The organism is Massilia sp. BKSP1R2A-1, assembly GCF_050586525.1.
Lineage (GTDB): Bacteria > Pseudomonadota > Gammaproteobacteria > Burkholderiales > Burkholderiaceae_D > Telluria.
This window is the reverse complement of record NZ_JBOBRE010000017.1, coordinates 12,797-26,480: the sequence shown is the minus strand read 5'-3', so window position 1 is coordinate 26,480 and position 13,684 is coordinate 12,797. Positions and strand designations below refer to the sequence as shown.

Annotated in this window: 13 protein-coding genes and 1 pseudogene; 4 read left to right on the top strand and 10 right to left on the bottom strand. The window is 64.0% G+C overall.

All coding sequences use genetic code 11. The features are described from left to right. Positions 1-83 precede the first annotated feature (83 nt). The 7 genes from dnaK to ACQ7JA_RS21785 form a co-directional block, all read right to left on the bottom strand. A complete protein-coding gene (gene dnaK / locus ACQ7JA_RS21815) occupies positions 84-2,024 on the bottom strand; it encodes a molecular chaperone DnaK (protein WP_430901657.1) in 1,941 nt (646 codons plus the stop codon). A gap of 131 nt (positions 2,025-2,155) precedes the next feature. Continuing rightward, on the bottom strand, positions 2,156-2,746 hold the full coding sequence (gene grpE / locus ACQ7JA_RS21810; RefSeq protein ID WP_430901655.1) for a nucleotide exchange factor GrpE: 591 nt from the start codon (positions 2,744-2,746) through the stop codon (positions 2,156-2,158). A gap of 460 nt (positions 2,747-3,206) precedes the next feature. Next, positions 3,207-4,337: a ferrochelatase gene (hemH, locus tag ACQ7JA_RS21805; RefSeq protein WP_430901653.1), complete on the bottom strand. Its 1,131-nt coding sequence runs from the start codon at positions 4,335-4,337 to the stop codon at positions 3,207-3,209. Between the two features lie 82 nt (positions 4,338-4,419). Next, positions 4,420-4,848: an organic hydroperoxide resistance protein gene (locus ACQ7JA_RS21800; RefSeq protein ID WP_258827043.1), complete on the bottom strand. Its 429-nt coding sequence runs from the start codon at positions 4,846-4,848 to the stop codon at positions 4,420-4,422. Between the two features lie 210 nt (positions 4,849-5,058). Further along, positions 5,059-6,723, bottom strand: a complete 1,665-nt coding sequence (gene recN / locus ACQ7JA_RS21795) for a DNA repair protein RecN (RefSeq protein WP_430901651.1) — start codon at positions 6,721-6,723, stop codon at positions 5,059-5,061. A gap of 30 nt (positions 6,724-6,753) precedes the next feature. Beyond that, positions 6,754-7,659 carry an NAD kinase gene (locus tag ACQ7JA_RS21790; RefSeq protein WP_430901649.1) on the bottom strand — a complete coding sequence of 302 codons (906 nt, stop codon included), beginning with the start codon at positions 7,657-7,659 and terminating at the stop codon, positions 6,754-6,756. 140 nt (positions 7,660-7,799) lie between these two features. Then, entirely contained in the window at positions 7,800-8,693 is an 894-nt protein-coding gene (locus tag ACQ7JA_RS21785; protein WP_430901648.1) for a DUF3667 domain-containing protein, read from the bottom strand. 147 nt (positions 8,694-8,840) lie between these two features. Between ACQ7JA_RS21785 and ACQ7JA_RS21780 the strand changes: the two genes are divergently transcribed. From ACQ7JA_RS21780 to ACQ7JA_RS21765, 4 genes and pseudogenes are all read left to right on the top strand, one after another. Continuing rightward, a complete protein-coding gene (locus ACQ7JA_RS21780) occupies positions 8,841-9,161 on the top strand; it encodes a hypothetical protein (RefSeq protein WP_430901647.1) in 321 nt (106 codons plus the stop codon). A gap of 11 nt (positions 9,162-9,172) precedes the next feature. Then, positions 9,173-9,604, top strand: coding sequence for an OsmC family protein (locus ACQ7JA_RS21775; protein ID WP_430901645.1), 432 nt, complete (start codon positions 9,173-9,175; stop codon positions 9,602-9,604). A 145-nt stretch (positions 9,605-9,749) separates the two neighbouring features. Further along, positions 9,750-10,163 (top strand): lactoylglutathione lyase, encoded by a 414-nt coding sequence (gene gloA, locus ACQ7JA_RS21770; RefSeq protein WP_430901643.1) that lies wholly within the window; start codon positions 9,750-9,752, stop codon positions 10,161-10,163. Positions 10,164-10,192: 29 nt separating this feature from the next. Continuing rightward, a pseudogene (locus ACQ7JA_RS21765) lies at positions 10,193-10,428 on the top strand (3,4-dihydroxy-2-butanone-4-phosphate synthase); the annotation flags it as partial. Between the two features lie 114 nt (positions 10,429-10,542). On the opposite strand, the gene glf reads toward ACQ7JA_RS21765, so the two are convergent. The 3 genes from glf to ACQ7JA_RS21750 form a co-directional block, all read right to left on the bottom strand. Then, the gene (gene glf, locus ACQ7JA_RS21760) at positions 10,543-11,697 is read right to left on the bottom strand and encodes a UDP-galactopyranose mutase (RefSeq protein WP_430901641.1); all 1,155 of its coding nucleotides are present in this window, start codon (positions 11,695-11,697) and stop codon (positions 10,543-10,545) included. A gap of 256 nt (positions 11,698-11,953) precedes the next feature. Further along, the gene (locus ACQ7JA_RS21755; RefSeq protein ID WP_430901639.1) at positions 11,954-13,318 is read right to left on the bottom strand and encodes a TolC family outer membrane protein; all 1,365 of its coding nucleotides are present in this window, start codon (positions 13,316-13,318) and stop codon (positions 11,954-11,956) included. 39 nt (positions 13,319-13,357) lie between these two features. Continuing rightward, positions 13,358-13,681 carry a rhodanese-like domain-containing protein gene (locus tag ACQ7JA_RS21750; RefSeq protein WP_258827053.1) on the bottom strand — a complete coding sequence of 108 codons (324 nt, stop codon included), beginning with the start codon at positions 13,679-13,681 and terminating at the stop codon, positions 13,358-13,360. Between the last annotated feature and the right edge of the window lie 3 nt (positions 13,682-13,684).

Genomic DNA, 13,684 nt, shown 5'->3' with positions numbered 1-13,684 from the left:
GAGCCGGGAACCATTCGGTCGCAGCGGCTCGGTGGTTCCGTGTTGCGGAGCAGAGCTCGCGCCCCGCCCCGCCACGCCGGAGGTTACTTCGCGTCTTTCACTTCCTTGAAGTCGGCGTCGACCACGTCGTCCTGCTGCGGCTGCTGGCCCGACGCTTCGGCGCCCGGCTGCTGGCCGCCGGCCGCGCCTGCCTGCTGGGCCTGCATGTCGGCATACATCTTCTCGCCCAGCTTCTGCGCCGCGCTCGACAGCGCCGAGGTCTTGGCGTCGATGTCGGCCTTGTCGCCGCTCTTGATCGCGCCTTCCAGGTCGGTGATCGCCGCTTCGATGGCTTCCTTCTCGCCGGCTTCCAGCTTGTCGCCGTATTCGGTCAGGGACTTCTTGGTCGAGTGCACCAGCGCATCGCCCTGGTTGCGGGCTTCGGCCAGTTCCTTGACCTTCTTGTCCTCTTCCGCGTTCAGCTCGGCGTCCTTCACCATCTTCTGGATTTCTTCTTCCGACAGGCCCGAGTTGGCCTTGATGGTGATCTTGTTTTCCTTGCCGGTGGCCTTGTCCTTCGCGCCCACGTGCAGGATGCCGTTGGCGTCGATGTCGAAGGTCACTTCGACCTGCGGGGTGCCGCGCGGCGCCGGCGGGATGCCTTCGAGGTTGAATTCGCCCAGGCTCTTGTTGCCCGCTGCGATTTCACGCTCGCCCTGGTAGACCTTGATGGTCACGGCCGGCTGGTTGTCGTCGGCGGTCGAGAACACCTGCGAGAACTTGGTCGGGATCGTGGTGTTCTTGTGGATCATCTTGGTCATCACGCCGCCCAGGGTTTCGATACCCAGCGACAGCGGGGTCACGTCCAGCAGCAGCAGGTCCTTGCGCTCGCCCGACAGGACCGAGCCCTGGATGGCTGCGCCGACGGCGACGGCTTCGTCCGGGTTCACGTCCTTGCGTGCATCCTTGCCGAAGAACTCCTTCACTTTTTCCTGCACCTTCGGCATGCGGGTCATGCCGCCGACCAGGATGATGTCGTCGATGTCCGAGACCTTCACGCCGGCGTCCTTGATCGCGATGCGGCATGGCTCGATGGTCTTGACGATCAGTTCCTCGACCAGGGCTTCCAGCTTGGCGCGGGTCATCTTCAGGTTCAGGTGGACCGGCGCGCCGTTCGCCATCGCGATGTAGGGCTCGTTGATCTCGGTCTGCTGCGAGGACGACAGCTCGATCTTCGCGCGCTCGGCCGAAGCCTTGATGCGCTGCAGGGCGATCGGGTCCTTCGACAGGTCGAGGCCGTTGATCTTCTTGAACTCGTCGATGATGTAGTCGATCACGCGCTGGTCGAAGTCTTCGCCGCCCAGGAAGGTGTCGCCGTTGGTCGACAGCACTTCGAACTGCTTCTCGCCGTCCACGTCCGCGATTTCGATGATCGAGACGTCGAAGGTGCCGCCGCCGAGGTCATACACGGCGATCTTGCGGTCGCCCTTGTCGGTCTTGTCCAGGCCGAATGCCAGCGCGGCCGCGGTCGGCTCGTTGATGATGCGCTTGACGTCCAGGCCCGCGATGCGGCCGGCGTCCTTGGTCGCCTGGCGCTGCGAGTCGTTGAAGTAGGCCGGCACGGTGATGACGGCTTCGGTCACTTCTTCGCCGAGGTAGTCTTCGGCGGTCTTCTTCATCTTGCGCAGGACTTCAGCCGAAATCTGCTGGGCAGCCAGCTTCTTGTCGCGCACGCCGACCCAGGCGTCGCCGTTGTCGGCCTTGACGATCTGGTAAGGCATCAGGGCGATGTCTTTCTGGACTTCCTTCTCGTCGTACTTGCGGCCGATCAGGCGCTTGACGGCGAACAGGGTGTTTTTCGGGTTGGTGACCGCCTGGCGCTTGGCCGGCGCGCCGACCAGGATCTCGCCGTCTTCCTGGTACGCGATGATCGACGGCGTGGTGCGCGCGCCTTCAGCGTTCTCGATGACTTTCGGCTGGCCGTTTTCCATGATGGCGACGCAGGAGTTGGTGGTCCCCAGGTCGATACCGATGATCTTGCCCATGATTTGTTTTCCTTTTAAATACTGTAGTTTCGGATGGATTCGAATATTGGGAAAAACTGCGTGCTTTCAAGGGGGAGCGGCGGCGATACTCAGCCGCCGCAAGATCCGTCCCGTCAGCGCGCCGTTAGCACTTACTTCGGCGCAGCTGCCGTCACGATGGCCGGACGTAGCAGGCGGTCGGCGATCATGTAGCCCTTCTGCAGCACGGCGACCACGGTATTGGCCTCCTGCTCGGACGGCACCACGGCCACGGCCTGGTGCTTGTTCGGGTCGAGTTTCTCGCCCGGTTGCGGCATCACCTCCACGAGGCGGTTCTTCTCGAAGGCGGCGGTGAGCTGCTTGAGCGTCATTTCGACGCCTTCCTTGATCGCTTCCACGGTCTGGGTCTCGACCTTGAGCGCCATTTCCAGGCTGTCGCGCACCGGCACCATGGCCTCGGCAAAGCTTTCGATGGCGAATTTATGCGCCTTGCTCACGTCTTCCTGGGCGCGACGGCGGATGTTTTCCGCGTCGGCCTTGGCGCGCATGAAAGCATCGTGGGTTTCGGCCAGCTTGGCTTCGGTGGCGCTCAGCTGGGCTTCCAGGTCCGACTGTGCCGGCTCGGCGGCCGGCGGCACGCCCGCCTGGCCGGCGCCTGCCTGTGCGGCTTCGTTCGCGGCAGAGGTGGCGGCATCGGCCTGGGCCTGCTGCTGGGACACCTCTTGCTTATCTTGGTCTTGCATCGAAAAAAACTCCTAGAATCAAGGACTTGACTAAATTGACAAGGATCCTGCCTGATGTACAGCGCACCAGATGGGGCGATCTCCTACATTTTCAAGGGGTATTGCAGAGATACAAGCTGAAAAAGTGGAAATCATTTGTTACAAGATTTACGGTTTACCGCAATCATTTCCCCAAGAAAAGTCTTAACCTTCCTGTGAAGCTTGCAACAAGCATCGGGGAACCATCATGAGACTTCAACTGATCAGTGGCGCTGTCGTGCTATACACCTTCGCGGTGCTCGCGTGGCTGTGCTACGTCGGGATCAGTGCGTCGCCCTGGCATTCGTAGGGTGGGCGGTCCCCGCCCACGCGTCCACATTCCGGATGAGCAGACGCTTCATCCTTTCATACGCTGGCTGAACGCGTGGGCGGAGGACCGCCCACCCTACGCAACAGCGTGACTCGGTCGTCGCGTAACCGTTTATTTTAACAGGTCGGCAACACTGGCCGGCGCGCCCAACTGGGCCGCGTACTGTGCGCCCACCTGTGCGTCGCGCTTCTGGGCCGCGCGCTGGGCCGGGGTGAGGATGGTGGGCCAGCCGATCAGGTGCTGTTCGGCGATCTCGGCCAGGCCCGAGATCCAGGCCGGCGAGTCGTTCAGGCAGGGGATGTAGTGGAATTCCTTGCCACCGGCGGACTCGAAGTCGTGCCGCACTTCCATATTGATCTCTTCCAGGGTTTCCAGGCAGTCGCTGGTGAAACCGGGACAGATCACGTCGATGCGCTCGAGGCCCTGGCGCGCCAGTTCCTGCACCGTGGGGGCCGTGTAGGGCTGCAGCCATTCGGCCTTGCCGAAGCGCGACTGGAAGGTGACGATGTACTCGTCCGCGCCCATGCCCAGGGCCACGGCCAGCAGGCGCGCGGTCTTGTGGCATTCGCAGAAATAGGGGTCGCCCAGCAGCAGGGTGCGCTTCGGGATGCCGTGGAAGCTCATCACCAGCTTCTGGCCGCGGCCGTGGGTTTCCCAATACGATTCGACGCGCTCGCGCAGCGCCTCGATATAGCCCTCGTGGTCGTGGTAGTGCTTCACCAGGCGCAGCTCGGGCACGTTGCGGCTCTTGCCGAAGTAGGCGTAGACGGCGTCCCAGACCGAGGCCGTGGTGGTGCCGGAATACTGGGGATAGGCCGGCAGCACCACGATGCGCTCGACGTGCTCGGCCTTGAGCTGGTCCAGCACCTCGGGCAGCGAAGGCGAGCCGTAGCGCATCGCCATCACCACCTTCACGTTCTCATGTTCGCGTTCCGCCAGCTGCTTGCCCAATAGCGCAGCCTGCTTCGCCGTGTGGACCTTGAGCGGCGAGCCTTCGCGGGTCCAGATGGTGCGGTACTTGGCCGCCGACTTGCCCGAGCGGAAGGGCAGGATGAAGAAGTTCAGGATGAACCACCACACCTTCGAGGGAATTTCCACCACGCGCGGATCGGAAAGGAACTGCTTCAGGTAACGGCGCACGGCCTTGCGGCTGGGCTCGTCCGGAGTGCCCAGATTGACCAGCACGATGGCGTTTCCAGGCACGGTACCGTGGGTGAAAGGCGGTTCTTTTCTGAATGGCATGAGCAAGGAAGGTGGAGAGGAAGCCGCTATTATAAATTGGCCTCCCCTCCCACCGCGCATGTGGAAGGCTTACAACAGCGGGTCAAGTCGTGACGCGCAGGCGGACGTCAATGTTGTTGCGCGTGGCATTCGAATACGGGCAGACGATGTGGGCCTTGTCGACCAGTTGCTGCAGCTGCTGCTGGTCCATGCCCGGGCCGTTGACGGTGAGGTCGACCTCGATGCCGAAGCCGGTCGGGATCTGGCCGATGCCGACGTCGCCGGTCACGGTGAGATCCTGCGGCAGCGCCACCTTGGCCTGGCCGGCGACGAATTTCAGCGCGCCCAGGAAGCAGGCCGAATAACCGGCTGCGAACAGCTGCTCGGGATTGGTGCCGGGACCGCCGCCGCCGCCGAGTTCCTTCGGGGTGCTCAGTTGCAGGTTCAGGACGCCATCGGAACTTTTCGAGCTGCCTTCACGGCCGCCTTGCGAAGTGGCCTGGGCGCGGTACAGCACTTTGTCGATGCTCATTTGGACTTCCTCCTGTGTTGTCGTGGATGGAACCGCGGATGCGGAACGTTGGCTACTTTGCCACAGAACGGTGAAAGGAGGATGACGCTAGGGTGGGCGAGTCCCTCGCCCACGCGTTCAGCCAGCGCATGAATAGACGCTGCGTCTGCTCTACGGGGAGTTGAACGCGCGGTCGGCGGAGCCGACCACCCTACGAAGACCAAAAAAGATTTACGAAGCCAACAGCTCCCGCGCATGCTTGCGCGTGGTCTCGGTGATCTCGATCCCGCCCAGCATGCGCGCCACCTCTTCCACCCGCGCGCGGCTGTCGAGCACGTCGATGCGCGAGACGGTGCGGCCTTCGCTCGTGGCGCCCTTGGCCACCTGGAAGTGCTGGTTGGCCTGGCTGGCCACCTGCGGCAGGTGGGTCACGCACAGCACCTGGCGCTGCTGGCCCAGGCGTTTCAGAAGGCGCCCCACCACCTCGGCCACGCCGCCGCCGATGCCGGTATCGACCTCGTCGAAGATCAGGGTCGGCGTGGTGGTGGCGTGGGCGGTGATCACGGCGATCGCCAGGGAGATGCGCGCCAGTTCGCCGCCCGAGGCGACCTTGGCCAGCGGACGCGGCGCCACGCCAGTGTGGCCGGCCACCAGGAATTCGACCTGCTCCAGGCCATGCGCGCCCGGTTCGGCTTCGTTCAGCGCGACGGCGAAGCTGCCGCCGCTCATGCTCAGCTCCTGCATCGCGGCCGTGACCTGGCGGCCCAGCTCGACGGCTGCCGCGGCGCGACGCTTCGACATGCGGCGCGCCGCCGCCATGTAGGCGGCCTTGGCCTTCTCTTCCTGCTTGCGCAGGCCATCGAGGTCGCTGGCGTCGGCCAGCTGCTGCAACCTGGCCTTCAGGGACGCGTGTTCCTCGTGCAGCTCTTCCGGCGTGGTGCGGAACTTGCGGGCGGCGCTGTGCAGCGCCTCCATGCGGGCGTCGACTTCGCGCAGGCGGTCCGGGTCGAGCTCGACCTTGTCGATGTAGTTGTTCAGCGCGTAGACCGCTTCCTGCAGCTGGATGCGGGCCGGCTCCATGCAGTCGAGCACGGCCTGCAGCTGGGCATCGACGTCCACCAGCTTGCCGAGCTTGGAGTTGAGTGAAGACAGTTGCGACAGGATCGGGCTGTCGGATTCCGAGATCGCCTGCAGCGCTTCCTGCGCGCCGTCGAGCAGGCTGGCCGCATGCGACAGGCGGCTGTGCTCGTTGCTGATCTCGGCCCACTCGCCGGCCTTCGGCGCGAGCTTGTCCAGTTCGCCGACCTGCCATTCGAGGCGCTCGCGCTCGAGCAGCACATTGCGCGCGTCGGTCTCGAATTCCTCGCGCTGGCGCACCAGGGCGCGCCAGGCCTTGTAGGTGGCCTGGGTCTCCAGCACGTCGGTGGTGGCCTCGGGGTCGCGCACCGCGATCTGGTTGTCGAGCAGCTCGCGCTGGGATTCGAGCTTGAGCAGCGACTGGTGCGCATGCTGGCCGTGGATGTCGACCAGCATCTCGCCCAGGTCGCGCAGCTGGGTGGCGGTGGCGCTGACGCCGTTGATCCAGGCCTTCGAGCGGCCGGCGTTGTCGATCACGCGGCGCACCAGGGCGGTGCCCTCTTCCGTACCGATTTCGTTGGCCGCGAGCCAGGCGCGCGCCGTGGTCCCGAGCGTGAACTCGGCGGTGATGTCGGCCTTGGCCGCGCCTTCGCGCACCATGCTCGCGTCGCCGCGCCCGCCGAGCGCCAGTTGCAGCGCGTCGATCAGGATCGACTTGCCGGCGCCGGTCTCGCCGGTGAACACCGTGAAGCCGTTCGAGAACTCGAGTTCGATCGTGTCGACGATGACGAAGTCACGGATGGTAAGTGTGCGCAGCATGAAAAATCGGGTCTCCTGTGGGCGCTCGGTTCAGGTGAGCTTGCCTTCGTTGGTCGGGTATTCGTTCCAGTGCAGCTTTTCACGCAGCGTATGGTAATAGCTCCAGCCGCGCGGATGCAGGAAGGTGATCGTGTGCGGCGAGCGCGAGATGACGATGCGGTCGCCCAACTGCAGGCTCGTGAAGGTCTGCATGTCGAAGTTGACGCTGATGTCGCGCCCCGCGACCAGCTCGACCACGATCTCGCTCGATTCCGGCACCACGATCGGACGGTTCGACAGCGCGTGCGGCGCGATCGGCACCAGGGTCACGCCCTGCAGGCGCGGATGCAGCAGCGGGCCGCCGGCCGACAGCGCATAGGCCGTGGAGCCGGTCGGCGTCGAGACGATCAGGCCGTCCGAACGCTGGTTGTACATGAATTCGCCGTCCACCGTGACGCTCAGCTCGACCATGCCGGCGCCGGTGCCGCGCGCCACCACCACATCATTGAAGGCGACGCTGCAATAGATCTCGGCGCCGTCGCGCACCACGCGGGCTTCCAGCAGGGTGCGTTCCTCGGCTCTGGCCTGGCCATCCTTGAGGATCTCGTCCAGGGCCGGGACCATGCGGTCGATGGGAATGTCGGTGATGAAGCCCAGGCGCCCGGAGTTGATGCCGATCAGCGGGATGTCGTACCTGGCGAGCTGGCGCGCGATGCCCAGCATGGTGCCGTCGCCGCCCATGACCACCGCGTAGTCGGCGCGCTCGCCGATCTCGGCCACGCTCATGGCTTCGCTGCCCGGCAGCCCCAGGTGGGCGGCGGTGTCGGCCTCGAACACCACGCGGTAGCCCGATTCGCCCAGGTAGTCGACCAGCCGCTTCACGGGCTCGTCGATGCCGGGGGTGTTCTGCCGCACCACGAGCGCGATGATTTGTTGCGGGTCAGGCGTCACAGGCATGGTATCGGATGGTTGGTCAGGAGCAGCGAGATTAACCGATTATCCCTGCGCCTGCTATATCGCCCCCGGCGGGCGCTCGCAAAATGACTGTACAAATAAACAGTATAAGGGAGCGCCGCGCCGCGGGCAAGATTTGCCGTTCAGAGCAGCAAACCGCTCAATACCGCGGTGACGACGAAGGACACCAGCGTTACCAGGTGCAGGAACATCAGCACGATCCAGCGCAGCGCCGTCATGGCTCGCCCGCCGCCATAGACCCGCCGCATCGCGGTCGGCAGGTAGAACAGCAGCCAGGTCAGCAGGACGAAGCGCACGAAGTTCCAGCCGTCCGCCGCGATGAACAGGCTCAGCATCAGGAAGGCGAAGGCATTGCTGTGCAGGGCGAACAGGAAGTGCTCGCCGTAGCGCCTTCCCTTACCCAGGTAGAGCAGCTTCAGGTAGAGGGCGAAGACCGGCATCATCAGGAAGATCGCATATGGGGTATAGCTGTAGAAAACCCGCTTTGCCGTTTCCTTGCGCTGCGCTTCCGGCAGGTCGAGAAAGCGCGCCGCCCGCTCGGCCACCGCCGGGTTGCGCTTTCCGAGCCAGGCAACGGTGTCCGCCCTCACTTTCAGGAACTCCGCGGATTCTCCCGTTTGCGGCGGCTGCGTACCGGCCGGGGCGCTGATCGCGGCCGGTGCGTCGGTCCGTCCACCGACATTGATGATGTCGACGCCGCTCAGTTTCATCATGGCGAAGAAGATGATGCTGAAACTCAGGTAGAGGCGCAGCGGCTCGACGTAGCGCACGCGCCGGCCTTCGATGTATTCGCGGCTCAGCAGGCCCGGCTTGAACAGCAGCAGTTTGAGAGAATTCCACAGCTTGCCCTCGATGGCGACGTAGTGCGCCATGAATTCATGCAGGAATTCGCGCGCGCTCGGCACGTGCAGGTGGGTGGCCTGGCCGCACTGGTGGCAGAAATTGCCGGCGGTCGTGGCGCCGCAGTTCTTGCAAGTGGCGGCGTGCTGGTGTTCGATGAGGGCGTCGGTGGTCACGGTGCGGTCCAGGCGGCTAATCCAAACGCCATGTTAACGGTTCAATTGCAAAAAAGCATCTCTTAATCCCACGGCCCGGTCCAATTGCGCGACTCCTTTGGCGGCGAAAGCTTAGGATTCAGTCAAAGCACATGCAAGGAGAGCAACATGGTGACCGAAACCAAAGACCGCTTCGTCAACACGAAGGCACCGATCCAACAGGGCGACGACGTCAAGCGCCAGCCGCACGAGCGCGACGAGAGCCCGGACGCCCAGGACCAGCAGCCGCGCGGCGTCATGAAGCAGGCCGCGGAAGACATCGCCCAGGGCCTGCAGAACACCGACTGCTACGGCACCAACGACGAAGGCCTGGACCGCGCCGTCGACCCGGCGCCCGGCGCCACCGGCCAGGCCAAGCCGCAGCCCGACCGCCACCGCTCGATGAACCGCCACGATTCCGTCGACTCGGAACCGGGCAAGAACCGATAAAGGAAACAGCAATGACGATCAAACGCAATGGCAGCGCCGTCTGGAGCGGCGGCCTGAAGGACGGCAAGGGCGCGGTATCCACCGGCAGCGGCGTGCTCAAGGATTCGCAATACGGCTTCAACACCCGCTTCGAGGACGGTCCCGGCACCAACCCCGAAGAACTGATCGGCGCCGCCCACGCGGGCTGCTTCACGATGGCCCTGTCCGGCCAGCTCGGCCAGGCCGGCCTCACGGCCCAGGAACTGCGCACCACGGCAACCGTCTCGATGGAAAAGGTCGAAGGCGGCTTCTCGATCACCGCCGTGCACCTCGACCTGGTCGCGAAGATCCCCGGCGCCAGCCAGGAAGCCTTCGACAAGGCGGCGACCACCGCCAAGGAAAACTGCCCGGTGTCGAAGCTCCTGAACGCCGAGATCACGCTGAGCTCGAAACTCGAAAACTGATAGCTTTTGTCGGGTGGTCGGCTCCGCCGACCGCGCGTTCAACTCCCGGATGCCCGTTCGCGCGGCATCCGGCTGCCGCTCTGCAAGAACCGCGCCCAGCGCATAAAATGCCCCCTTTCCGATTCATCCTCAGAAAGACACCCCCATGCGCATCCTGCACACCATGCTCCGCGTCGGCGACCTGCAACGCTCCATCGACTTCTACACCAATGTGCTCGGCATGAAACTGCTGCGCACCAGCGACAACCCCGAGTACAAGTACAAGCTGGCCTTCCTCGGCTACGGCAGCAACCCCGACCACGCCGAGCTCGAGCTGACCTACAACTACGGGGTCGACAGCTACGACATGGGCACCGCCTACGGCCACATCGCCATCTCGGCCGAAGACATCTACGCCACCTGCGACACCGTGCGCGCGGCCGGCGGCAACATCACCCGCGAGCCGGGCCCGGTCAAGGGCGGCACCACCGTGATCGCCTTCATTACCGATCCGGACGGCTACAAGGTCGAGCTCATCGAGCGCAAGGACAATGCGGCCGGCGCCGGACTGAGCAGTTAAGTTCCACCCTGCAGGGCCTGGGCGGCCCCGTGCATCCGGGCCACGTGTTCCCGCTGCGCGCCACGCCGGGCGGCGTGCTGGCCATACCGAAGGCTCGGCCGAGCTCGCCATCATGGCGGGCCTGCAGCCTGCGTCGGCGCTGTGCGAGTTGATGAATCCGGATGGAACGATGATGCGCGGCGAGCAGATCGAGGAATTCGCCGCCTTGCACGGCTTCCCGATCCTGACGATCGCGGAGATGATCGCGTGGCGTAAGCGCCAATAACCGTAGGGTGGGCGGTCCCCCGCCCACGCGTTCAGCGCACGTATGCGAGCAAGGGAGCGGGCCGAGCCACGTGATGTGAACGCGCGGACGGCGAAGCCGTCCACCCTACGAACATCAAGCGAGTGGGTCGATCACGAAGGCCGGCATGCGCTCGTTGTTCTGCGCGCACTCCAGGAACTTGTCTGCCGTCGACAGCGCTTCGTTGATGGTCACGTCCATGTCCAGGTAGCGGTAGGTGCCCAGGCGGCCCACGAAGGTCACGTTCGGCTCCTCGCGCGCCACGTTGACGTAGCGTTCGAGCTGCTGCTTGTCGCGCGCCTGGCGGATCGGGTAGTAGGGAATGTCCTTCTCTTCGCACTGGCGGCTGTATTCCTTGTACATCAGCGTCTTCTCGTGCTTTTCCCACGGCGAGAAGTGCTTGTGCTCGGTGATGCGGGTATAGGGCTGGCTGTCGTCGCAGTAGTTGATGACGGCATTGCCCTGGTAGTCGCCGGTGTCGCGGAAGACCTCGAAGTCCAGCGTGCGGTAAGGCAGGCGGCCTTCGGTGTGCTTGAACCAGGCGTCGATCGGGCCGCTGTAGAACACGTGGGCGTAGTCGCCCTTGTTGGCCGGATCGAAGGTGGTGTTCAGGTGCACGGTCACGCCCGGCACGTCGAGGATCTTCTCGACCAGCGCGGTGTAGCCGTCTTCCGGCATGCCCTGGTATTTGTGGGCGAAGTAGTTGTCGTCGTAGTTGAAGCGCACCGGCAGGCGCTTGAGGATGCTGGCCGGCAGCTCGGTCGGCTGCATGCCCCACTGCTTGACGGTATAGGTCTTGAAGAAGGCTTCGTACAGCTCGCGGCCGACGAAGCGCAGCGCCTGGTCTTCGAAGGTGACCGGGTTCTCGATCGACTTGTCGCCGAGCGAGGCCAGGAATTCCTGGGCTTCGGCCGGGCGGAAGGTCTTGCCGAAGAACTGGTTGATGGTCAGCAGGTTGATCGGCAGCGTGTAGACGCTGTTGTTGGTGATCGCCTTGACCCGGTTCACGTAAGGCATGAAACGGCTGTAGCGGTTCACGTATTCCCAGACGCGCTCGATATCGGTGTGGAAAATGTGCGGACCGTAGATGTGCACCATGACGCCGGTCTCGGCATCGCGTTCGGAATGGCAGTTGCCCGCGATGTGGGGGCGCGATTCGAAGATCTCGACGTTGTAGCCGGCTTCCGCGAGCTGGCGAGCAATGACGGCCCCGGAGAAACCGGCGCCGACGATCGCGATATTCTTTTGCATGTTATTTATCCTTAGGGAATAGAAATCTGATTCTGGAGCACCAGTGCCAGCAGGCCCTTGCAGCCTGCCGTTTAATTAAGCATTAACCTTGCCAGTTTATCAGTTTTGCAAAAAAATCCGCCTACGCACGACTTGTCGTGCGTCAACTATTTCAGGGTGAAATCAAGCGCTTAGCGCATTCCATAAAGAAAAAGCCCGGACCGGGAAGGTGCGGGCTTTTTAACAATTGACAGGCAGGTCGCCCTGCCGCGGACGCTTATTTTTCGAGCAGGTTGTTCACCGCAGCCAGGTCGGACTCGCGCAGCGAACCGGCGGCCGCCTTCAGGCGCAGGCCGTTCAGGATGGTGTCGTAACGTGCACGCGACAGGTCGGTGCGGGTCTGGTACAGCTGGCGCTGCGCGTTCAGCACGTCGATGTTGATGCGCACGCCCACCTGGTAACCCAGCTTGTTCGATTCCAGCGCCGACTGGCTCGACACTTCCGCCGCTTCCAGCGCCTTGACCTGGGCCATGCCGCTGTTCACGCCAAGGTAGGACTGGCGCGCCAGCAGGGCGGCCTGACGGCGGTTGGCTTCGAGGTCGTTGCGCGCCTTGTCTTCCAGGGCGATGGTTTCACGCACGCGGCTGGTGACGGAAAAGCCGCTGAAGATCGGCACGCTGTACTGCACGCCGATGCTGTTGTTGGTGCCGATACCCGAGGCGGCGGCCTGGCCATGTACCTGGGTGCGGGTACGGCCTGCCACCAGGTCGAGGGTTGGATAGTGGCCGGCGCGGGTCCTGGAGATTTCGCGCTTGGCCAGCTCCACCTGCAACTGCGACACGGTCACGCCGTAGTTCTGGTTCTCGGCCGAGGACACCCACGGGTCGACGTTCGCAGGCGACGGCGCGTTCAGGGTGATGCCGCTCTTGAGCGGCGCCAGGGTGGCCGGCTCCGTGCCGATAATGGCCTGCAGAGCATTGCGCTTGTTGTCGAGGTCGTTCACGGCCGCGAATTCCTGGGCGATCACGAGGTCATAGGCCGCCTGCGCTTCATGGGTGTCGGTGATGGTCTGGGTGCCGACTTCGAAGTTGCGCTTGGCCGATGCCAGCTGCTCGGTCACCGCGGTCTTCTGGGCACGGGTCGATTCCAGCTTGTCCTGGGCCGCCAGCACGTCGAAGTAGGCCTGGGCGACGCGGGTGATCAGGTCTTGCTGGGCCTGGGCGAACTGCGCTTCGGCGACGGCCTGCTGCAGCTTGCTCTGCTGGTAGGTTTCCCAGTTGGCCCAGCGGAACAGCGGCTGGGTCAGCGCGAGCGACCACTGCGAGGTACGCAGGTTCGAGCCGCCGCCGAGCACGCGGGTTTCGACGCCGGTAACCGGGTCCCTGCCGACTACCGCGCCTTCGTTCCACGGAGAGTCCTCGCGGTCGTTCTTGATCATGCTGCCGGTGATGCCCACCGTCGGGAGAAGCCCTGCACGCCCCTGGTTGATCCGCTCGCGGCCGGCGGCTGCCGACGCACGCGCGCTTGCGAAGGTCGCGTCGTTGGCCAGTGCCTGCTGGTACACCTGGATCAGGTCGGCCGCGCTTGCATTCAGCGAGCAAAATGCGCTGGCAAGCAGCACGGCAAGTAGGGGTTTCTGCATTGCGTTCTCCACAGGAGTCATCAAAAGTTTGGAATCAGGTCAATACTTCGGCATCGAAGGATCGACCTGTACGGCCCAGGCGTGTATTCCGCCCGTCAGGTTCGTTACGTTTTCAAATCCGTTACGTTCCAGGAAGCTCGCGACCTGCATGCTGCGGGCTCCGTGGTGGCAGATGCACACGATCTCGCGCTCGTCCGGCAGTTCGCCGGCGCGCAGCGGGATCAGGTGCATCGGTATCTGGGTCGAGCCTGCGATATGGCAGGTCTCGAATTCCCAGTTTTCGCGCACGTCCAGCAACAAAGGCTGTTCCTGCGCCGGGTCGGCCAGCCTGGCGGCCAACTCGGGGGCGGTCACGTGCTGCATCGC

Coding starts and splice junctions, on each gene's coding strand:
- glf (WP_430901641.1), bottom strand. CDS start 11,697: ATGCAAAAGAATATCGCGATCGTCGGCGCCGGTTTCTCCGGGGCCGTC.
- ACQ7JA_RS21755 (WP_430901639.1), bottom strand. CDS start 13,318: ATGCAGAAACCCCTACTTGCCGTGCTGCTTGCCAGCGCATTTTGCTCG.
- ACQ7JA_RS21800 (WP_258827043.1), bottom strand. CDS start 4,848: ATGAGCATCGACAAAGTGCTGTACCGCGCCCAGGCCACTTCGCAAGGC.
- grpE (WP_430901655.1), bottom strand. CDS start 2,746: ATGCAAGACCAAGATAAGCAAGAGGTGTCCCAGCAGCAGGCCCAGGCC.
- gloA (WP_430901643.1), top strand. CDS start 9,750: ATGCGCATCCTGCACACCATGCTCCGCGTCGGCGACCTGCAACGCTCC.
- hemH (WP_430901653.1), bottom strand. CDS start 4,337: ATGCCATTCAGAAAAGAACCGCCTTTCACCCACGGTACCGTGCCTGGA.
- dnaK (WP_430901657.1), bottom strand. CDS start 2,024: ATGGGCAAGATCATCGGTATCGACCTGGGGACCACCAACTCCTGCGTC.
- ACQ7JA_RS21790 (WP_430901649.1), bottom strand. CDS start 7,659: ATGCCTGTGACGCCTGACCCGCAACAAATCATCGCGCTCGTGGTGCGG.
- recN (WP_430901651.1), bottom strand. CDS start 6,723: ATGCTGCGCACACTTACCATCCGTGACTTCGTCATCGTCGACACGATC.
- ACQ7JA_RS21775 (WP_430901645.1), top strand. CDS start 9,173: ATGACGATCAAACGCAATGGCAGCGCCGTCTGGAGCGGCGGCCTGAAG.
- ACQ7JA_RS21780 (WP_430901647.1), top strand. CDS start 8,841: ATGGTGACCGAAACCAAAGACCGCTTCGTCAACACGAAGGCACCGATC.
- ACQ7JA_RS21750 (WP_258827053.1), bottom strand. CDS start 13,681: ATGCAGCACGTGACCGCCCCCGAGTTGGCCGCCAGGCTGGCCGACCCG.